This window comes from Candidatus Photobacterium acropomis (genome assembly GCF_030685555.1).
Taxonomy (GTDB): domain Bacteria; phylum Pseudomonadota; class Gammaproteobacteria; order Enterobacterales; family Vibrionaceae; genus Photobacterium; species Photobacterium lucens.
The window spans coordinates 2,174,701-2,195,871 of the sequence record NZ_CP131609.1 but is presented as its reverse complement, the minus strand read 5'-3'; the positions used below and the strand labels follow the sequence as shown (position 1 = coordinate 2,195,871).

The 21,171-nt window shown below is 41.0% G+C and carries 18 protein-coding genes; 9 read left to right on the top strand and 9 right to left on the bottom strand.

Annotation, left to right across the window (positions count from 1 at the left end):
• Positions 1–16: 16 nt before the first annotated feature.
• The 3 genes from Q7657_RS17025 to Q7657_RS17015 all read right to left on the bottom strand — a co-directional run bounded on the left by Q7657_RS17025 (position 17) and on the right by Q7657_RS17015 (position 2,394).
• A complete protein-coding gene (locus Q7657_RS17025; protein ID WP_107166636.1) occupies positions 17–580 on the bottom strand; it encodes a LemA family protein in 564 nt (187 codons plus the stop codon).
• 144 nt (positions 581–724) lie between these two features.
• Positions 725–1,219: a GNAT family N-acetyltransferase gene (locus Q7657_RS17020; RefSeq protein WP_107166635.1), complete on the bottom strand. Its 495-nt coding sequence runs from the start codon at positions 1,217–1,219 to the stop codon at positions 725–727.
• A gap of 335 nt (positions 1,220–1,554) precedes the next feature.
• Positions 1,555–2,394 carry an isopenicillin N synthase family dioxygenase gene (locus Q7657_RS17015; RefSeq protein WP_107166634.1) on the bottom strand — a complete coding sequence of 280 codons (840 nt, stop codon included), beginning with the start codon at positions 2,392–2,394 and terminating at the stop codon, positions 1,555–1,557.
• A 341-nt stretch (positions 2,395–2,735) separates the two neighbouring features.
• Here Q7657_RS17015 and rsuA point away from each other — a divergent pair, with 341 nt between their 5' ends.
• The 3 genes from rsuA (at position 2,736) to Q7657_RS17000 (ending at position 5,564) form a co-directional block, all read left to right on the top strand.
• The gene (gene rsuA / locus Q7657_RS17010; protein WP_107166633.1) at positions 2,736–3,431 is read left to right on the top strand and encodes a 16S rRNA pseudouridine(516) synthase RsuA; all 696 of its coding nucleotides are present in this window, start codon (positions 2,736–2,738) and stop codon (positions 3,429–3,431) included.
• A gap of 247 nt (positions 3,432–3,678) precedes the next feature.
• Positions 3,679–4,869 (top strand): Bcr/CflA family multidrug efflux MFS transporter, encoded by a 1,191-nt coding sequence (locus Q7657_RS17005; RefSeq protein ID WP_053989633.1) that lies wholly within the window; start codon positions 3,679–3,681, stop codon positions 4,867–4,869.
• Between the two features lie 41 nt (positions 4,870–4,910).
• Positions 4,911–5,564 carry a DUF2913 family protein gene (locus Q7657_RS17000; RefSeq protein ID WP_107166632.1) on the top strand — a complete coding sequence of 218 codons (654 nt, stop codon included), beginning with the start codon at positions 4,911–4,913 and terminating at the stop codon, positions 5,562–5,564.
• A gap of 112 nt (positions 5,565–5,676) precedes the next feature.
• Here the strand turns inward: Q7657_RS17000 and Q7657_RS16995 are convergent, their stop codons facing one another.
• Positions 5,677–6,849 (bottom strand): MFS transporter, encoded by a 1,173-nt coding sequence (locus tag Q7657_RS16995; RefSeq protein ID WP_107166631.1) that lies wholly within the window; start codon positions 6,847–6,849, stop codon positions 5,677–5,679.
• Positions 6,850–7,076: 227 nt separating this feature from the next.
• Between Q7657_RS16995 and Q7657_RS16990 the strand changes: the two genes are divergently transcribed.
• From Q7657_RS16990 to Q7657_RS16975, 4 genes are all read left to right on the top strand, one after another.
• Positions 7,077–7,856 (top strand): AraC family transcriptional regulator, encoded by a 780-nt coding sequence (locus Q7657_RS16990; protein ID WP_107166630.1) that lies wholly within the window; start codon positions 7,077–7,079, stop codon positions 7,854–7,856.
• A gap of 272 nt (positions 7,857–8,128) precedes the next feature.
• Positions 8,129–9,304 carry a PcfJ domain-containing protein gene (locus Q7657_RS16985; RefSeq protein ID WP_107166629.1) on the top strand — a complete coding sequence of 392 codons (1,176 nt, stop codon included), beginning with the start codon at positions 8,129–8,131 and terminating at the stop codon, positions 9,302–9,304.
• 76 nt (positions 9,305–9,380) lie between these two features.
• A complete protein-coding gene (locus Q7657_RS16980; RefSeq protein WP_107166628.1) occupies positions 9,381–10,103 on the top strand; it encodes a helix-turn-helix domain-containing protein in 723 nt (240 codons plus the stop codon).
• Between the two features lie 114 nt (positions 10,104–10,217).
• Positions 10,218–11,408 carry an MFS transporter gene (locus Q7657_RS16975; protein ID WP_107166627.1) on the top strand — a complete coding sequence of 397 codons (1,191 nt, stop codon included), beginning with the start codon at positions 10,218–10,220 and terminating at the stop codon, positions 11,406–11,408.
• A 42-nt stretch (positions 11,409–11,450) separates the two neighbouring features.
• On the opposite strand, the gene Q7657_RS16970 is transcribed toward Q7657_RS16975, so the two are convergent.
• On the bottom strand, positions 11,451–12,038 hold the full coding sequence (locus Q7657_RS16970) for a TetR/AcrR family transcriptional regulator (RefSeq protein ID WP_107166626.1): 588 nt from the start codon (positions 12,036–12,038) through the stop codon (positions 11,451–11,453).
• Between the two features lie 231 nt (positions 12,039–12,269).
• Between Q7657_RS16970 and Q7657_RS16965 the strand changes: the two genes are divergently transcribed.
• Positions 12,270–12,818, top strand: coding sequence for a carboxymuconolactone decarboxylase family protein (locus tag Q7657_RS16965; RefSeq protein ID WP_107166625.1), 549 nt, complete (start codon positions 12,270–12,272; stop codon positions 12,816–12,818).
• 67 nt (positions 12,819–12,885) lie between these two features.
• Here Q7657_RS16965 and Q7657_RS16960 read toward each other — a convergent pair whose 3' ends face one another.
• Both Q7657_RS16960 and Q7657_RS16955 read right to left on the bottom strand, forming a co-directional pair.
• Positions 12,886–13,572 carry a peptidoglycan DD-metalloendopeptidase family protein gene (locus Q7657_RS16960; protein ID WP_107166624.1) on the bottom strand — a complete coding sequence of 229 codons (687 nt, stop codon included), beginning with the start codon at positions 13,570–13,572 and terminating at the stop codon, positions 12,886–12,888.
• The gene (locus Q7657_RS16955) at positions 13,569–14,825 is read right to left on the bottom strand and encodes an MFS transporter (protein WP_107166623.1); all 1,257 of its coding nucleotides are present in this window, start codon (positions 14,823–14,825) and stop codon (positions 13,569–13,571) included. The genes Q7657_RS16960 and Q7657_RS16955 overlap by 4 nt, the downstream gene beginning before the upstream one ends.
• Positions 14,826–14,996: 171 nt before the next feature.
• Between Q7657_RS16955 and Q7657_RS16950 the strand changes: the two genes are divergently transcribed.
• Positions 14,997–15,572: a type II secretion system protein gene (locus Q7657_RS16950; RefSeq protein WP_107166622.1), complete on the top strand. Its 576-nt coding sequence runs from the start codon at positions 14,997–14,999 to the stop codon at positions 15,570–15,572.
• Positions 15,573–15,677: 105 nt separating this feature from the next.
• Here Q7657_RS16950 and nifJ read toward each other — a convergent pair whose 3' ends face one another.
• Positions 15,678–19,265: a pyruvate:ferredoxin (flavodoxin) oxidoreductase gene (gene nifJ, locus Q7657_RS16945; RefSeq protein WP_107166621.1), complete on the bottom strand. Its 3,588-nt coding sequence runs from the start codon at positions 19,263–19,265 to the stop codon at positions 15,678–15,680.
• 14 nt (positions 19,266–19,279) lie between these two features.
• A complete protein-coding gene (locus Q7657_RS16940) occupies positions 19,280–20,929 on the bottom strand; it encodes an NAD(P)-binding protein (RefSeq protein WP_107166620.1) in 1,650 nt (549 codons plus the stop codon).
• Positions 20,930–21,171: the final 242 nt, after the last annotated feature.

Genomic DNA, 21,171 nt, shown 5'->3' with positions numbered 1-21,171 from the left:
TAAGACCTTGTGATGATTACTTGTTATTAAACAATGCTGCGGCATCAATGTTTTGGCGTTCTACCTCTGGGATTTCAAACAAAGGTAAGGTCTTTAGGTTCATGCTGTTAGCGATAATGCTAGATGGGAACATTTCTACGGCATTGTTGAAGTTAGTAACTGCGGCATTAAAAGTGCGACGAGAAGCCGATAACTGTGCTTCTACTTCATTCATCGAACGTAACACGGTATCAATATTGTTGTTCGCTTTGAGTTCTGGGTAAGCTTCAACGGCAACACGAAAGTTCGAGAGTGCGGTGCTCACTTGTTTATCTAATGCCGTTTTTTCATCAGTGCTGGTGGCGCTATGAGTTTGAGAGCGTAGCTCAGTTAGCTCTGTTAACACTGATTTTTCATGCTGCATGTACGCTTTAGCGGTTTCAATAAGGTTTGGCAGTAAATCAAAGCGTTTCTTCAACATCACATCAATGCTCGATTCTGCGTTAGCAACTTGGTTTTTCTTACCAATTAATCCATTGCGCATTGAGATATAGATAAAGGCAAGCAGCACAATAACCGCAATCGTGATAATAAGGCTCATAACATTCCTTGATTTGAAAAGTGAAAAGGCGAGTTTATGCTGATGATTCTAGCTAAGTCGTCAATAGATTCATATGCTTAATCAAAAAAGCCTTGCAATGTATGATGACAATGCAAGGCTCTGAATGCGGATAGTTGGCAATTTTTATGAAGCAACGTGTAGTGGAACGGTGTTTTGAACTAATGTTTTTGTCATCATGCAGAACTGTCGACGAGGTACAAAACCTTGACGCTCATAGAAGGTACGAGCACCGGCATTACCAATATTCACTTCAAGCGATAGGGCTTTGATCCCATCATTTATCACATTTTGTTCTACTTGAGGGAATAGGGCAGAGCCTATGCCTTTTTGTCGCCACTCTGGCTTTAAATAGAATTGATCAATCAAGCCGACCTTACCACCATGCTCTAGGCTAAATGCGTAACTGACAATTAGATGTCCTGCGATTTGGGTTTGACCATTTTCTTCAACTTCAATAAACCAAGCATGGCCTAATTCTGGTGAGGCAAGCAGCTGTTTAACTGCTGCAGAGGTTTGCTCTACCTTTTTTGGCAGGGCTTCGTAAGCAAATAATTCGTCAATCAGTTTAAGGAATGTATCAAGAGATGAAAGTACTGGCGTCGTTAACGAGATTTTCATACGGTGTCCCTAAGTAAGATCTATGGCAACCTTTTGGGTTATCAATGAACTATAGATCTGAAAGTCTAAATGTAAACGTAATCAAGAACAAAAGCGGTAAGTTATTATATCCAAGTCACTTTTGCTTAATTTGGTACCCTGAACTTACTTGGATATATAAGCCAATAATAGATTGTTTGCATAACAAAACGGTTTCAACTCACTCATAATGAGACAAGAGCCACGAAAAAATGTTCAGATTTTTGAGCTTACTTACATTATGGTTAGTTAGTGAACTCAGCGTTAACCTAGCAAGGTAAACGCTGAGTTCTTTTTTTAGGTAGGTCTGGTGTGATTTAGATCACGCCAAGTTCACGTAGGCGTTCCATTAAGTAGCTATCTGCGGTGTATTTTTCAGACAGCACGACTTCTGGTTTTGGATGCAAAAACAGCGGTAATGAAATGCGTGATTTGGTTTTATCGGCACCTTCAGGATTGATCACTCGGTGAGTGGTAGAAGGGAAGTAGCCATTTGATGCTTCTTGTAGCATGTCACCAATGTTGATGATCAGGTTACCAAAATCACAAGGTACATCGATCCAACTACCATCTTTAGCCAGTACTTGCAGCCCAGGTTCGTTAGCTGCTGGAAGAATAGTTAATAGATTAATATCTTCGTGGGCACCTGCACGAATAGCACCTAGTTCTTCATCACCTTTTAGTGGCGGATAGTGCAATACGCGTAACAAGGTTTTTTCGCTACCATCAATCATGCTCGACAGTGGCTGTGAGTAGTTATCTGAAATATCATTCGGTGAGCATTGTTCAACCCAAGCGAGTAACTCAGTCGCCAGTTCATTGGCTTCTTGGTAATACTGTTGGATTTCTTGCTTCAGTGCTGGTGGACATTGACCCCAAGGGTAGTAGTGGAAGTATTCTTTAATGTCTTTTTTGGTATGACCTTTTGCGGTTTCTGATACTTCAGTCGGGAATAATCCATCCTGCGTTTCTACATTAAATAGAAAATCTGACTTTTCTTCACTATTGAAAAACTGGTACCAATTGTCATAGATACTTTGAACTAATTTTTGCTGAATAGGGTGATTTTTTAATACCCCGAAACCGGTATTGCGTAGTGATTCAACAAAGAGCTGTTTCGCATTGTCTGCTGTGTAATCTACCGCTTCTAGTTTCATTATGATGATCCTGACTTTATCTTTTTTATCTATATCCAGCCGTTTTAGGTGACTGGGTATATAGCAAACGTTTAACTGAGCGTGACTATTCTATTTAGGAAACAAAACCGTAACAAGGATGTAGCACGCAAATGTGGGGAAACACAGTGTTCATAGTGGTAAATAATGCTTTTTAGCGTAATTGTTGGTGATTTAATGTGCGCAAAGAAGGGGAAGGCGCTATTGAGTTGTTGCTGTTTGATTGCAGTTAACAGAAACAAAACGGTACGTAAGTTTTTAATGCATCTTTGTTATTTGGTCTTATAATACCGACCTTTTGCAGCAAGTAACGGAGCCAGTTAATGAGGCTTGATAAATTCTTAGGTACTACGTTAGGTATCACACGTAAAGAAGCCGGTAAAATTCTTAAAGATCGCATGGTTGAAGTGAATGGTGAAGTTGTTCGTAACGGCTCTGTTCAAGTCACAGATGATTGCGATGTAGAATTCAACGGTCGTTCGTTATCGTTGCAAGGTCCTCGTTACTACATGCTGAATAAGCCACAAGGTTTTGTGTGTTCACACGTTGATGATTTCAATCCAACGATATTCGTGCTGTTTGATGAAATCAGCCCAGAGAAAATGCATGTAGCGGGTCGCTTAGATGGTGATACTACAGGTCTTGTATTAGTAACTGATGATGGTCAATGGTCACACCGTATTACGTCACCGCGCCATGTGTGTGAAAAAACCTACTACGTTGAAACAGCAGATCCAATTACTGAAGATTACATTCAGCAGTTTGCTGATGGTGTGCAGCTTCGTAGTGAGAAAGAGCTAACTCGCCCAGCGAAGCTAGAAATTCTAGGTGAGAATGAAGCGTTACTGACAATCACTGAAGGTAAATACCACCAAGTTAAACGTATGTTTGCCGCAATGGGTAATAAGGTTGTTGGCTTACACCGTGAGCGTGTCGGTGCTGTTGAGCTTGATGAAGACTTAGAGCCAGGTGAATACCGTCCATTAACGGAAAAAGAGATTGCATCTTTTATTAAATAAACGATTTGTGATGTAAGTTTATAAATTATGTGTTGTAATAAAAGGCATAAGAACAACAACTTAATCGTTGCTTTGTTATTTATGCCTTTTATTTTATTTGTTGATTATTAAATATTCACTAAGCGAATATAATGACAGAAAGGAAATAGCACTTTTCCATATTAGAAAGGTTCTGCTTAAGTCTTTTATCGTAAAATATAGGCTTTTCTTCGAACATCTTACTAATATACCTATAATAAGAGGTGCTATGAACCCGCCAAACAGCTCACGTTTGAGCCTGCAATTGATTTTGATCCTCGGTGCTATTGCTGCATTAACGCCACTGGCTATTGATATGTACCTTCCTGCGATGCCAAGCATTGCTAAAGATTTCCTTGTTTCTCCAAGTCTTGTACAGGTTACATTAACTGCTTACACCACGGGTTTTGCACTAGGGCAGTTAGTCCATGGTCCATTAGCTGACAGTTATGGACGTCGACCTATGTTATTGCTCGGCACTGTCGCTTTCTTCATTCTTACTGTGCTTGGTGCATTAAGTACCAATATTACCGAATTAACCTTTATCCGTGTATTACAAGGTTTTGCTGGCGCAGCAGCTGCCGTGATCATCAGTGCATTAGTGCGTGATATGTTCGAGCGTGAAGAGTTTTCTCGTACCATGTCATTCGTTACTTTGGTAATGACAGTTGCACCGTTATTGGCACCTATGATTGGTGGTCACTTATCGGTGTGGTTTGGCTGGCGTTCTGTGTTTTGGTTCTTGGCTATTTTTGCCGTGATCGTATTGCTTTCGATTATCTTTAAAATCAAAGAAACATTACCAAAAGAAAATCGTATTCCGTTTCATTTCATGTCGATTATTCGCAACTATGCCAAACTGTTAGCTAACCCAATTGTATTGGGGCTGATTTTCTGTAGTGGCTTCTCGTTTGCCGGAATGTTTACTTTCTTAACCGCAGGTTCGTTTGTTTACATTGATATTTACGGTGTGAGTGTGGCGAACTTTGGTTTCTACTTTGGCCTCAACATTGTTGTTCTGATCATGATGACAACGCTAAATGGCCGTTTAGTAAGAAAGAAAGGGACACATTGGATGCTACGATTAGGTTTAGCGATCCAATTGCTTGCTGGCATCATGTTACTGGTTGGTCAATGGTTAAACTTTGGCTTATGGGGCACAGTGCTACCTGTGATGTTCTTCGTAGGTACATTATCTATCATCGGTAGTAACGCAATGGCGTGTTTGTTAGCCCGTTACCCACAAATGGCTGGTACGGCATCTTCATTAGGCGGCACATTCCGCTTTGGTATTGGTTCACTTGTCGGTAGTATTGTCGCCCTAATGCCAGATAGCACAGCATGGCCAATGGCTGGAACAATGGCGGTGTGTGCGGTTCTATCTGCCGGATTTTATTGGTGCTTAGCGAAAGATGCGTAAGCACGTCGTAAGCTCTATTTATTTTATTGTTTAATGTATTTATGACTTCTTTCTATAACGAAATTCTTAATGTGGTAACGGAAGGGTTATCAACACTGGTTGCCGCACAAGAGGCTGGTAAAACGCAGAAAAACCCAGTGAGTGAAACTGTGTTTTTAAGTGCATGGGTAACGAAGATGATCAAGCAACAACACTTTGATCATTGTGTGTCTAAAACCTTACTACAGTGGCAGAAGCAATCTCGTACTATGGGTAAAAATGCCCAACTTAAAGTGCAATTTGAGCGTATCAAAAATACTTTAAGTGGTTTAAATGATACTGACGGTAAATCAACCGTGATTAATGCTGAATTAATTAATGGTTTTTACCAAGTATTGGAACAGGCTGATTGGTTGATCACTAATGAATATGAAGTGAACCGTAAAGTGTCACATCATACTGATGGTCAAGCATCGTTAGTGGTGTGTGCGGCACAATACAAGCAATCCATTGATGAGCAAGGCGTACTGGTGAAGCCATTATCATTCTACGTGCGTGGTAATACTCAACAGTTTATTGATTTGGCTTATCAGCAAGGTTTGTTGCTATACAAAATCACAGATTACAAATCGAAAGTGAAGTTCCACGGTGAGTTTGTGATTTACCCGGATAACGCAGGGACACAGTTACCTGAATTGCCAACAGTCGTGAACTAATTTCACAACGCTATCACGATAAAAGCCGCATGAGATTCTTTTAAAGTAGAGTCTCTCATGCGGCTTTTTTGTTAGCGGTGATTAGCGATAATGCTTATTCATTGCTTGCTGATTAATTTGCAGCGGCGTTATCACCCGTTTGTTTATTGGTTTTTGCTGCCAGCCATTTTATCAACACCAGTGCCAATGAAATGCCGCCACACAACAGGATGGTGAGTGCTAGATCGCCCATGTTAGAGGCACGATCTAAACCAAAACCAATGATCAAGTAGTAGAACAAGCCAAGTAATGCGCCCGCACTACCAAGGTGATGACGGTAATTAACCAGTGCGGTACTAAACAAGTTCGGTAGCGCTAAACCAAATGATAATGAAACTAACGCCATGGGAATAAAGAACCATACTGTTTGTTGTAACAGGTAAATACCGATACCAGCGCCAAGCAACAACACGGTTGATAGCATGACAATAAGATCACCGTTTAGCTTTTTACGTAGTAATCGAATATTGAGCAGTGAGCCTAAAATAGATCCGAGAGCTAATACAAAGCTGGTGTTTCCGAAGAACTTCACGCTGGTGCCTAAGTGTTCAAACATAAATGGGGCAATATTGTAGTAAGAGAACAGGGCAATGTTCGCCAGTCCCACCATCAATGCGGTATACCAAATATGGCTGTCACGGATCATCTTATTTGCTACCAGAAATAAGCTATCGCGTTTAATGTGGTTAGGTTTAGTCTCTGGCAGTGCGACAGCTCCCCAAACAAGTAGTAAGCTTAGCATTATGAACATGGCGGCAAATACCCAACTATAGCCACCGTGTGCGGTTAACCAGCTACCAAGTAGCATTCCAATTACAGGACTAAGACCTATGGTGGTTGCTGCGATTGAGAATATTCTCGCTAAACTCGCACCTTCAAAGCTGTCTCGTAAAATGGTTTGAGTACATACCGAGCCAACTGCAGCACCAAAAGCACAGGCACCAAAGCCAATTAATAGTGCTTGAAAGCTTGTGGCGAAATAGCAAAACAATGCTGATGCAATACAAACCACTAAACCACTTAAGGTTGAACGGCGACGCCCAATCACATCACACATGGTTCCCCAAAACACCACCCCGAGCGCAAAGACCATAAAGAAGATCGATAATGCTTGGGCTGCTTGCGTTGTCGTCACAGCAAAGTGATTTTTAATTGATGTTAGCGCTGGGCTATACATGGTTTCTAATAATTGTGGAAACATTAAAAGCGCAACGGCTAACAATGTTGAAATATTTTTTTTGTTCATGACTTCCTCTTGTGCTTTGTCATCCACACCCAAAATGTTAGTGAAAACTGTATAGGTGGTGATGGGTAAGGCGCTATGTCACCGCTAGTGAATGAACCGCGAGACTGTTATTTCAATGAGGGAAAGTATAAAGTGGGTGATAAAAGGTCTGATATTAACATTAGAACAATAAATATCAGTTTAAGGACAGTTTTGGCTCAAGGTAAGTAAAGAAAAAGGGTAAGGTGATGGCTTTTATTACAGACGGTGACAGGTTTCATGCTGATGATCATCATGGTTTAGTAATTGGTTTGGCTGCTGATCTGGTTGAACATGACTCTGGCTATCATACCCATAATAAAGATCAGCTATTGTTTTCTCATCATGGCTGTATGGTGATCAGTTTAGATGGGGTGAAATGCGTGTTGCCACCAATGCGGGCCGCTTGGATCCCAGCAGGCATTGAACACAAAGCGCAAACAAGCAATGCGACCCAGTATCGATCGTTATATTTTGCTCAAAGCTTGCAATCACGATTACCAAGAACGCTGAAAATTTTTGATATTAATCCGTTAATGTCTGCCTTAATGGAGAGAATGGCATTTTGGCCATTCGATAAACCTGACGATGAGCAGATCAATGCAGTGAATCTTTTAATTGAAGAGTTAAACCTTGCTGAAGATAACCATCTAAATTTGCCATTGCCTTCTGATCTTCGTTTAAAACATTGGTTGGCTGATATTGATAGTGACGAGTTTACTGCGCCTACATTAGCAGAGCTGAGTCAACACGTGGGCGCAAGTGCGAAAACCATTACCCGTATTTTTAATAAAGAAGTGGGGATGCCCTATCAAAGTTGGCGACAACAATGGCGTTTATTAACTGCAATTGAATTGTTATCTAAAAACTGGCGAATATCAGATATTGCCCACCATTTAGCGTTCTCAAGTGATAGTGCATTCATTAGCTTCTTTCGTGATAAAACGGGTTATACACCAGCAAATTTTATCCGTGATCACAAAAGTTAACACTGTTGGTGGATTATTTATCTTGTTGCTTGATTTCAAAGCATATTTGACGTGGTTTTTGCGAAAGAATAACCGTGTTCACACAGTAAAATTGCCCGCATATTGTCTAATGGATTTTTCGTACTAGGTTCTCATCCTTGCAGTTTTCCAGTTGAATCTTCACTTCGCTAAGGCATGATAGATTTATCAATTGTTATTGTTTTTTATATCAAAACTTATTGAGCAAATAACGATAACAATCACTCAAGGCTAACAGATTTATATGGATATTTATGCTTGCTTGTTGTGCTGAGCGCGAAGAGTTTCATCACTCAACGCCATTAGTTTTATCATTTGATGAAGCGCTAACTTTTTTCCCTTTTGAACTCGAATTCTATAATTGGCAAGACAATCTTGCTATGTACCGATCTTACCCTGATGGTCATCGTGAACCATTAGAGGGGAGTTGTTCGTTCTACATTGAACACATTGAGTCGTTAGAGGGCGGGAAAGCATGGATTGCGAGTATTCCTAAGGGGTTAGTGAAACAGGCAAGAGGTTACGCTGATCTTGGGGTCTATATGCTCAAGATAGCTGCGATGAGTGAGAAAGCCCGTGAGCTATTACTTCAACGCCCAACCTTACTGTACTTGGTGTGTGAACAATACCCGTTAGATCAGGATGAAGTGCTGGCACTGTGTGAATTAGGTCAACGTAAGATATTAGAACGATTAGGCTTGGCATCAAGCCGTGCTGCGCTACGTTTCCTTGATCGGATTGATAGTGACTTCTCGACTCGTTCGATCGTTTTGATCATTCATCGGCTGTTGGATCCTGATGTTATGTCGTTCCAATTGTTCCGTCATTACAACACCATAACTAACTTAACCTTACAGATTTACCTGCAATGGCCAACGTTAACTGGTACACCGCTAGGGCGTCATTTAGCACGAACCAATCAGCGCGAGCGTTTTCAAATTAACCAAATATTATCAGATGTGTTCCAGCTTGGTTATCGGGTATTAGATGTCGATTCAATTAAACGGATTCATGCTGTGACGTCTTATGAAGAGTTAAGAGCACTGCATGATCGTTGGGTTGTGGCGCAGCATACGATCAACTTTGTCCCTGATGTGAATAGTAATAAGCCTTATGTGATCCCATTTCCTGGTAATAACAATATTGTGCCGATTTGTGATTATCAAGAGCTTGAGCAAGAGGGTATTGAGCAGAATCACTGTGTGTCGATTTACCACAATCGGATCATAAAAGGCGAGTATCTGGTGTACAAAATGTTCATGCCAGAGCGTGTGACGATTGGCTTAAAGCGCCATTACTTTGCTAATGGTCGTCGTAGTGAGATCTATACGGTTGATCAAATTCAAGCCCGTAATAATCGTATGCCGTCATCTGAAACCTTGGAAGCGGTATACGGTTGGTTAGACAGCATGAAGGCTGTTAGGTCATAATAGTCGCCTTATCACATATATCCTAGTCAGTTAGATATGGTTACGAATGACTAGGATATAAGTTAAAGGGCAATAGATGCGGTTATTTCACACCTTACAAAGTTATGCTCCCACACAAGAAAAAGCACCGCATTCACATGATGATTTTGTGCAGCTTTTCTATATTCATCGTGGTTGTGGTATTGCCAGTAGTGATGATAAGCGCTTTCTTGCGGTGGGTGGACAATTGCTTTGGGTGCCTTTACATCGACTGCATTATTTAAAAGTTTTAAAAGATACCCGAGTCAGTATTATTCATGCGCATCCTGATGTTACGCCCCATTTTCATGATGATATGGGTGTGATTTCGACGAATCGTTTGATGGTACAAGTGATGGCGGAAATTGATGCTCAGGGGGCGGAGTATGATGAAGCGATCCAATCACATTATCTGGCAGTGTTTATCGATCAGCTAAAGAATCAACGTTATCAAAATGATACCTATCAAAGTCATCAGGATATTGATAAACGCTTATTGCCGATCATTGAAGCACTAACCATACAACCTGATATTAAGCTGTCATTAGATAGCTTTGCTGAGCATTGTGGCGCATCATCAAGAACCTTAAATCGCTTATTTTTAACCACTTTTGATCAACCATTTCGAGAGCTGAGACAGCAATGGGTGATGGAGAAAGCATGGCAGTTGAGTCAAGCTGGTGTGCCGCATACCGATATTGCATTGGATTTAGGCTACAACAGCTTATCTGCATTTTCTCATGCCTTTAACCGCTTTAAACAAGATAAAGTGTTGGATTAATCCTGCTCATTCAATGTAAGTTGGCGCAAAATCACAACCTCCTTGGCGTCTGCTCAAAAGCACCAATCCCACCAGCCTCATAAGATATAGGAATCAACTATGAGGATTGTTGCCATGTCTTTATTTCGTTTAGTTTCTATCAGTTTACTCATGGCGTGTAGCTATTTCTTTGCTTCGGATATGTACACGCCAAGCTTACCTGCGATGTCTGACGCATTGAATGTGTCATCGACCGCTGTACAGCAAACAGTGAGTGTGTTCTTTATTGCACTTGGGATCAGCCAGTTAATTTGCGGCACTATAGCAGAGCGTTTTGGTCGAAAACCCATCGCCTTACTTGGCTCTGTGGTATTCATTATTGGCTCTAGTGTATGTTTAGCGTCCCATGAGCTAAGTTGGTTGATTGTAGGGCGTGCCATTCAAGGTATGGGTGTGGGCGCATTGTTTTTACTTTGCCGTACAATTTTACAAGATTCCTTATCAAAAGAGCGCTTAGTCGATGTGCTGTCTTGGCTCAGTATCCTCTTCATGTGTTTACCTGCTTCAACGCCTGCTATCGGAGGATATTTAGAAAGTCATTACGGCTGGCAAAGTAGTTTCTGGTTCATGCTGGGTTTATCAATCTTACTTTTGGTTGTGATTGGATTGGGCTTAAAAGAAACCCATTTAGAGAAAAATATTCATGCAACGAAGCCGGATGTGATTGTGCGTGATTACACCATGATCGCCACTAATACACAGTTTCTTCGTTATTTGACTATGATCGTGATGGCGAACGGTGGGGCATTGGTGTTCTATTTAATGGGGTCGTTTATTGCGCAGCAGGAGTATCAGATCCCAGCGAAATACTTTGGTATGTCGTCACTGGCACTGATTGGTTGTAGCTTGTGTGCTCGGATCATTTATGTACGTTTTTTAAAATACCGCCACACTGAGGGGAATATCCTAAAAACAGCCAGTGCCATTATGTTAATTGGTGCGTTGTTCATCCTGTCTAATCTCTACATTCATAGCATTATTACCATTATTGTTGGTATTGGGATTTACTGTTTCGGTGCAGGGTTAACAACCTCAGTGGTAGCGGTCAGTGCACTGTATTTATTCCCTAAACATAAAGGACAAACGGGGGCGCTGTTTGGCTCAATGCAGATGGTTGGGATCTTTACGTTAACCTTTATTGTTAGCCATCTAGCAAGTGTTGAGTGGGTGATGGCATGTGTACTCATTACGATGGCATTAGTGAATATTTCAGTACAACGCTGGTGGAATGATAATTCTGTCGTGCTTGTAAAAGCTGCAAATTAAAATGGAAAGATAAGGGCAACAGGATGGTTGCCCTTGGTTGTTTTATACAAACGGTTGGCTGGTAAATATATCATCGATCATTTCTTGCAAAGGCGCATGATTAGGATGCGCTTTGGCATAAGTACGAAGTCCTGCAATTTGAACTTGGATATAGCGAGCTAATTTTGCAGGATCTTTTTCTTTATCAATCTCACCGCATTCTTGTGCATCAATGATCACCTTTTCAAACTCCGCTTCCATTTGATCAAGTAACTGACACGCTTCATCTAATAGCTCTTGTTGGTCACTCGTCAGTTCTGCAATTGTTTTTGCGAGAAAGCACAGACCATTAGGTGCTGTTTTGGGGGTTTCAATGACTAATTGTTCAATAAAACGCTTTAATGCTGCGAGTGGTGATGGGAGAGTTTGTCGATACTCATTAAGTTCAACGATCCCTTGTTGTAGATAGTTTTGTAGAACGAGTTTAAATAGCTCTTCTTTACTTCCAAATGCTGCGTAAATACTCCCCGATCTCATATCAATCGCATTTTGTAAATCGCGCATTGATGTCGCATGAAAGCCTTTAGCCCAATATAAATTAGTTGCTTTATCAATGACTTGCTGTCTGTCGAACTTTGGAGTATTTGCCATAAGAGTAACTTTTTAAACTATTTTCCAAAATTGTAGGTTGTTGGTTTCTTTATGTAAAGCGACAAGAAAAAACAGAAAAAAATTTATTCTTAAAAATCAATTGGCTAGATATCACATTAAGTCATTCTTGAACGATCGTTCAAAATTATAATTGAACGAGTGTTCAAAAATGTTTATGCTGTTTCCACGCAACAAATAGACAGATAAAATTTAACAAATGGAGAAAGCGTAATGACTAGCTTTACTATTCATACAATTGAAACCGCACCACAATCAGCACAACCAATTTTGCTTAATGCAAAGAAAACAATGGGCAGTATTCCGAACTTAATTGCGACATTAGCTGAATCTCCGCAGTTACTTAAAGCGTATACTGAGCTGCATCAGTTATTTACTGAAACATCGTTTGATAAAGAAGAACTTACGGTTGTTTGGCAAACCATTAACGTTGAGCATGAATGCCATTACTGTGTACCTGCACATACATTGATTGCTCATTCAATGAAAGTCGATCCAGTACTGATTGAAGCGTTACGTAATAATGATGAGATGCCAACACCTAAGCTACAGGCATTGAAAGACTTCACATTAAGCCTGACTCGCACACGTGGTAACGTGTCAGAAGAAGAGCTTCAGGCGTTTTATCAAGCAGGGTATGAGCACAAGCAAGTGCTAGAGATCATTCTAGGTTTATCGCAAAAGGTGATCAGTAACTATGTTAATCGTGTAGCGAAAACACCTGTCGATCCTATGTTTCAGAAATTCAGCTGGACGAAGTAAGTATAAGAAAGGAAGATATTGCGGCTTTTGTTGAAGGCCGCAATGTCTTTTTATATGGGCATTGGTATTAATCTAAATCGCAGCGTTTTAAGATCAGATTAGGGTTCGGGCAGTTATCTTGGTAAAAATCCAAATGTTCAGGGTCAATTACACCAGGGTAATCATTGGTATAGTTACCCATATCTTTGATGATTTGAAAATGCAGATGGGGCGCCCAGCCACCATTTTCTTCCGTTTTACCTATTGCGGTAAATTGCTGACCTGCTGTGATTTGCTGTCCAACAGCAAGGGATGATAAATACTCTGTCGCACAATGACCATAAAGAGTATAAAAAACATGACCTTCTAATTCATGTTTGAGGATCACGGTTGGACCATAGTCACCGTCTGCGGTGTGGTTAGCAATACCAAATACTTCACCATCAAGTGGGGCATAAACAGGTGTACCTTCAGGTAAACCTAAATCAATCGCCATATGAACCGTACGATCAGGGGAATCGGTAAAGTTAGCTTTATCTTGGTAGATCAAACGATGTTCAGCATAACGACCAATCACCACCATAGCATTCGCTGCAATAGCACGGTTTACGATTTCATCAGCAAAGCTATGCTCTGCAGTAACCATACTCCATAAATCACTACTTGGTGTTAAATCAACAATATACCCTGTACCAAATTGTAATTCTTTTGGAACGACAGGGTGAAAGTCATGGGCTTTAAGTAGATGTTCTAATGATGTTTTGCTGTTTGTCATGCTGCTTCCAATTCTGATGGTGTTTTCTTCTCTATAGTCGTATTTTGAGTAGGCACCATTACCATTGCTGCGAGGTAGCCAATAACCGCAATACCTGTTGGCAATAATAGGTGCACATTCACCATCATAGCAGTCAAATATCCAGTTAATGTCCACGCCAAGCCAACCATTGCACTTGAAAGCGCCATTGCCCAACCTTGGTCGATATCACTTGCTCTGTCTGAAAGGGCTGTGATGTAAAGAGGAAAACACAGTGCCACCATAGTTGCAGTAAAGATCATCGCCAATACGTGAGTGGTTGGTGTTGGCGTGATAGCTAGCAGTAACATACCCATTGCCGAAAGCGCTGTTGTTACTCGAAGTGCAGAAGACACAGAGAAACGTTTCAAGATCTGGCGAGGGAGTAATAGCAAAGAGAAAATCATTACGATACCAATGCCCATCATAAAGTATTGGTAGAACTCACTTTCTACCGCAATATTCCATTTCTGCGGGAAAATAAATGCAATGTTTTGGAAATAGAGGCTCCAGCTAAACTGGCAGATAAACACAATAAACAGGCAGTTTAATAACCCTTTTTGGCTGCGCTTTAATGGTTTAGCAAATGAGAATGGGTTCTCTTCTTTTACCGTATTTTGAATCGGTAAACGAATAATAAACAGTAACGCTAAGCTAATGATGGCAATTATCAAACAAGCATAGAATGGCGCTTGAGCACCATAGCTAGCAGACAATTTACTGCCAAGCGCAGGACCAAAAGACATGGCCGCTGTCATTACCACTGCAACTAAACTCATTAATGTTGCTTTGTTTTTCCCTTCGCTGTTATCAGCCAAAATCGCTTGTGCAATCGGCTGACTTGCCGAGCCTAAGCTGTTGATCATGTTACCGACAAATAAAATGATCACAGAGCTCACCACAATCGCATAAATCGGTAAGGCGAAACCGATAGCTGCAATCATCAAACAAATAGCAATCACGCTCTTACGGCTAAATTTATCGGCAAAGCGGGCAATAAAAGGGGTAAAGAACATCGAAATAAATGGAGCGGCAGACATAACCGTACCAAACAACATGCGGCGTTGTTCAATCGGCATGCTCTTGGCAAACTCCAGCGAATGATCCGTTAAAAATAAGCTGACGTAGGCTGGGATAGTAATAAAAAATCCCGCAGAGCCAAGAAAGATAATGATGTATAGCGTGATAAGCGTAAATAAGGGCAGGTGTTGAGCCGTGCGTTGTTGGTTGCGCATCTTATTCTCCCAGTGAATGTGCGCGGTATTCTAATGCGGTTGTTATTGCTATGAAAGGGGAATGTAAAGAATAAATACTTGTAGAATATTGTGGTAATAGATTATCTTTCTGTTAACCAATTCCTTTTGTGAATTGCTCAGTAAGTTAGTTTGTGCTTTTAGGATGATTGAATGCGACAAATGAATAAAAATAAAGGGTTTACACTCATAGAGCTGGTTGTCGTTATCGTCACTCTTGGCATTATAGGCGTTGTTGTGTCTTTAAAGACAATGGAGTTACCGTCTGATGCTCGTGTTGCTGTAATGAAATCCAGCAGAGCTGCGATACAAAATGCATTTGATCTGTTCCACGCTAAGCAAGAAATGGTGAATGCGAATATCACTACAGAAGATCATGATAGTGACTTACAACGTTTTTTAACAATTAATGGCGTAAAAATTTTGATCAATGACAATGATGGCTATCCATTGTTTCGCGTACTGCCACGTGAAAGGTTTCTGAAAGAGTTTAAAGCGTTAGTGAATATGGATGTTGAATTGTTTTCTTACGATGATAATTACAAAACAAACTCTAAATTTATTTTACTGCCAAATAACTACAGTGGTTTTCATATTTTCTTTCGTGGACAACAGCCGACTAAAAGAAACCTGAATTTTAGAAAATGTTATGTTGAGTATATTGCAGCAAAACAGTTTGTCGGTGCTCCAGACATAAGTGAAGTCAAAGTAGCGACATCGGAGTGTTAAGCATTCGAATGTTTTAACGCTGTTTGTCTAACCCGTTTTATAAAAGTAAGCCCCAAGTGTTGAATAACTGCTTGGGGCTTACTTTTTTCATTTTAGTTTAAGTGATTAATTGTTTTTCGCTGGTACTACAGAGCTTAATTCAGGCTCAAACCAAGCGGCATCAGTTTCTGCCATTTCTTCAAACACAGACCATTTTTTCAATGCTACTGCTTGGGCTCTGTCAAAGAGTTCAACAGCATGTTCAGGATTAGTTTTGAACAGTTGGTTAAAACGGCTTTCTTGTTGCATAAATTCAGCTTTGCTTATAGTTGGACGAAGTGAATCTAAAGTAAATGGATTCTCACCTTGCTCTTTAAGCATTGGGTTGTAACGGTAAAGAGGCCAGTGACCAGAGTACACCGCTTTTTTCGCTTGTTGACGCGCTTGTGTCATATCAAAACCATGAGCAATACAAGGGCTGTATGACAAAATCAATGATGGACCGTCATAAGCTTCTGCTTCTCGTAACGCTTGCAATGCTTGCTGTGGGTTTGCATTTAAGCAAATTTGCGCCACGTAGACATTACCGTATGAGATTGCTTGTAAACCAAGTTCTTTACGGAAGGTTGGTTTACCACCAGCAGCGAATTTTGCGGTTGCAGCAAGTGGTGTGGCTTTCGATGCTTGACCACCTGTATTTGAGTACACTTCGGTATCCATTACCAACACATTGATATTTCGAGATGAACCTAAAGCATGGTCAAGACCACCGCTACCAATATCGTATGCCCAGCCGTCACCACCCACGATCCAGATTGAACGTTCAACTAGAGTATCAATCACTGAATCTAATTCGGCTGCTTTTGGATGACCAACCAGTTTTTCACGAATAGCTTCAACACGTTCACGTTGCTCTAAACAAGCTTGTTCTGTTGATTGTTCGGCAGTTAATACAGCTTGTACTAACTTATGACCTATTTCAGGCTCTAATTCCTTGATTAAGCGTGAAGCCATGTCTTTTTGATGGTCAACGGAAATACGATAACCTAAACCAAATTCCGCATTATCCTCAAATAATGAGTTAGACCATGCAGGGCCATAACCGTTTTTACCTTGTGTCCATGGTGTCGTTGGCATGTTACCGCCGTAGATTGAAGAACAACCAGTGGCATTGGCAATCATTAAACGTTCACCAAATAGCTGACTAATCACTTTTAGGACAGCTGTTTCACCACAACCTGCGCAAGAGGCTGGGAATTGGAAGTGTGGTGGCAAGAATTGCACGCCCTTAACGGTTGAATAATCCACTTGATTAATCGGCAGTTGAGGTAGTGATTCAAAGAACTCAACATTCGGTGCTTGCTCATCCCATTGTTCAGCCGCAGGCACCATTTGTAATGCTTTACGGCTTGAATCTGTTGCACTGTGAGCAGGACAAGCATCAACACATAAAGTACAACCCATACAATCTTCTGCATACACTTGAATGGTATAAGCGGTATCAGGGAAACCTCGCGCACTGACATCTGTGTATTTGAAGTTTTCTGGTGCTGCTGCCAATTCATCTTTATTGTAGATTTTTGAACGAATAGTGGCGTGTGGACAAATAAACGAACAGTTACCACATTGAATACAAAGCTCAGGATCCCAGCTTGGTACGTTCACGGCTTGGCGGTGTTTATCAAAGCGTGTAGTCCCTGAAGGGAAGGTACCATCACATGGAATTTCTGATACAGGGATTAAATCACCACGCATTGCCATTACTTCTTTGGTGACTTTCTGCAAGAACTGCGGTTGATCATCACCAATGGTTGATTTCACCTCAACATTAGATGTAGCTGTTGCTGGAATGGTTACTTTCTGGGTTGCTGAAACGGCGTGATCGACCGCATTCCAGTTCATTTCTACAACGGCTTGACCTTTACGAGAATACGCTACTTCAATGGAGTGTTTGATTTGCTCAATGGCTTCTTGTTGTTCGAACACGTTCGCTAACATGAAGAAACCTGTTTGCATGATAGTGTTAATACGACGACCCATATTAGTCTCTGCCGCCACTTTCATTGCATCAAGCACATATAGCGATAACTCTTTATCGATGATTTGTTGTTGCACGGTTAGTGGTAGGTGCTCCCATACATGCTCGGCATCATAAGGGGAGTTGAGTAATACGGTTGCCCCTTTTTCTGCATTAACAAGACAATCAAATTTAGTTAAGAAGTTGAACTGGTTAATCCCTACGAATGAAGCTTGTTCAATCATCCAAGGCGCTTCAATAGGTGTATCACCGAAACGAAGGTGGGAGACAGTACGAGAACCTGCTTTTTTAGAATCGTAGTCGTAATAACCTTGAACGAATTTATTGTCTTTTGCACCGATGATTTTAATTGTGCTTTTACTTGCACCGACACTACCATCCGAGCCCCAACCGTAAATTACCGCACGAACCGTGTTATCTGGCTCTAAGGTGTAATTATTATCGATGGCTAAGCTGGTGAAGCTCACATCATCATTAATACCCACCGTAAATTGGCTAATGGGTTTCTCGGCGATAGCGTTATCAAACGCCGCTTTCACCATTGCAGGGGTAAACTGTTTAGATGATAAACCGTAACGACCACCTGTTATTTTAGGCAAGCAAATACGTTTACCAACAGAGCACTGTTCTACTAAAGCACTCATGACGTCGGTGTATAAAGGTTCTGCAACTGCTCCCGGTGTTTTACAACGATCCATGACGATTAAGTGATGACAACTTTCAGGTAAGACGTTAGTGAAGTAATCAACAGCAAATGGACGGTATAAATGAACTTCGATTAAACCGACACTTTTTCCATTTTTATTAAGCTCATCAACGGTTAAACGTGCGGTTTGTGCACCTGAACCCATAATCACCATAACGGACGTTGCTTCAGGATCACCATAGTAACTAAATGGCTGATATTGACGACCTGTTAACTGGGCAAATTTAACCATTGCATCATTAACAATGTTCGGTACAGCTTGGTAGTACGGGTTAACTGCTTCACGACCTTGGAAGTAAATATCTGGGTTTTGCGCAGTACCACGAATAAAAGCACGTTCAGGCGCTAACCCTCTTTTACGGTGAGCAATCACATCGTCGTTATTGATCATTTCACGGATGGTGTCATCACTCATGACATCAATTTTATTCACTTCATGAGAGGTTCTAAAACCATCGAAGAAATGAATAAAAGGTACACGTGAAGCCAGTGTCGCGACTTGAGCAATAAGGGCGTTATCATGGGCTTGTTGTACCGAACTGGATGCTAACATCGCAAAGCCTGTTTGGTTACAAGCCATCACATCTTGGTGATCGCCAAAGATAGATAGCGCCCCTGTGGCTAATGAACGAGCTGCAACATGAAACACCGTTGATGTTAATTCACCAGCGATTTTGTACATGTTGGGGATCATTAACAATAAACCTTGAGAAGCGGTAAACGTCGTTGTTAATGCGCCAGTTTGGAGCGAGCCGTGGGTAGCACCTGCGGCACCTGCTTCAGATTGCATTTCGATAATGTTTGGAACATCGCCCCAAATATTACGTTGTTTTTCTGCGGCAAATTGATCAGCTAATTCTGCCATTGGTGAAGAGGGGGTTATTGGGTAAATCGCAGCGACTTCGTTTACACGATAAGCAATATGAGAAACTGCGCTACAGCCATCCATTGTTTTATATTGATGAGTCATAGAAGTTCCCCTTATTATTTTTTTAGTGTGAAAGGAATGTCAGATACAGGTGACATTGCAATAGCATGGCAAGGACATTGGTTTACGCAGGCCTGGCAACCTGTACATTTCTCGTAGTCAAATTTGTAGCGGTTACCTTTACCAAGCTTGATAATGGCACCTTGCTCAGGGCATGCGCCGTAGCAGCCATCACATTCAAAACAGTTACCACAGCTGTAACAACGTGTCGCTTCATAGACGGCTTGGTCCATGGTTAGCCCTTGTACTACTTCGGTAAAGTCTTTAACACGTTCAGCAACAGCGACTTCGTTAATGGGATTACGGTTGGAATCAATTTCGTACCAAAGTTGCAGCATATCGTGAGTAACAACTTGGTGTTTTTCTTCACTGAGGTAAACACCACCACGTAGCCATGCATCAATATTACGTGCTGCTTTTTTACCGTGTCCTGTGGAGGTAGTGACTGAACGAGATGAAGAGATCATGTCACCGCCGGCGAAAATACCTTCATAACCGGTCATCATGTGATCGTTAACTTTGATGCAGCCATCAGGTGTTAATTCGACATTCTCAACGCCTGAAAGAAGTTGGCTTTCAATGTCTTGCCCGATAGCAAAAACCATGGCATCAGCTTGAAGAGTCTCAATTTCACCAGTGGGTTTTGCGTCACCATTTTCATCTAACGCCATAACTTCCATAGTAAATTCAGTGCCATGAATCGAGGTAAGATTTCGCATCCAGTGAATTTTCACACCTTCAGCTTCAGCTTCATCTGCTTCAAATTCATGGGCTGTCATGTGGTTGCGATCAGAAAAGAAGATCACCATGACTTCCTCAGCGCCTAAACGTTTAGCGACACGCGCGGTATCCATTGCAGTATTACCACCACCCAGTACCGCAATACGTTTACCAAGCTTAGGACCTTGATCATTACCGACTAGGTTCAAATATTCAGTGGCTTCCATAATGGGACCACAATCTTCCATTGGAATTTTTAAATGACGACCAATTTGTGCGCCAATAGCAAGGAAGACGGCATCAAATTCACCTTGCTCTTTTTCTGCAACAATATCGGTAACTTTATGATTAAGCGTAAGCTTTACGCCCATATCGGTAATTTTTTCAACTTCTTGCTGCAAGATATTACGAGGTAGACGATAAGCTGGTATCCCGTAATTCATCATGCCGCCTGCATGGGGGTTAGCATCACGGATTTCGACTTGGTGACCCGCTAAACGAAGATGATAGGCAGCGGCTAAACCTGCAGGACCTGCACCGATGATCAAAATTTTACGATTGGTTTCTTCATTAACTGTTGGATAAGCCCATTTTTGATCAATGGCTAAATCACCTAGCATACGTTCAACTTGTTGAATCGAAACCGGAGAGTCCGTATGTGCGCGGTTACAGCTAATTTCACATGGGTGATAACAAACACGACCATGTATCGCAGGCATAGGTTGATTTATTACTAACTTTTGCCATGCTTTTTTGAATTCTAAATCACGCACTAATGCGAGAAAGCCTTGAATATCATTACCTGTAGGGCAGTGTTGATTACAAGGTGGCAGGTAGTCTTTATAAACGGGAAGCATTTTAGGTTTAGGGCCAATACTTTTGGTATTAAGACATGCTGAATTTCTTACAATTTGCTTTGCAGACATAAGTCGTCCTTAATACATAAATGCTATTCACCCGTTAGCATTAAACTTGTGTCTATCAAAGCCTAAAACGAGTAAATATTTGATTTATTATGATTTAACACTCATTTGAATATGAGTAATTAGTAGTGATTTATTACTTATTAAATTAACATTGCTGAGGTAAAAAACAATTAACAATAATTAACCACGATATTAAGGAAAAATTAATCTGTTATATTTTAGGAATGAATTTTCAGTTTTGA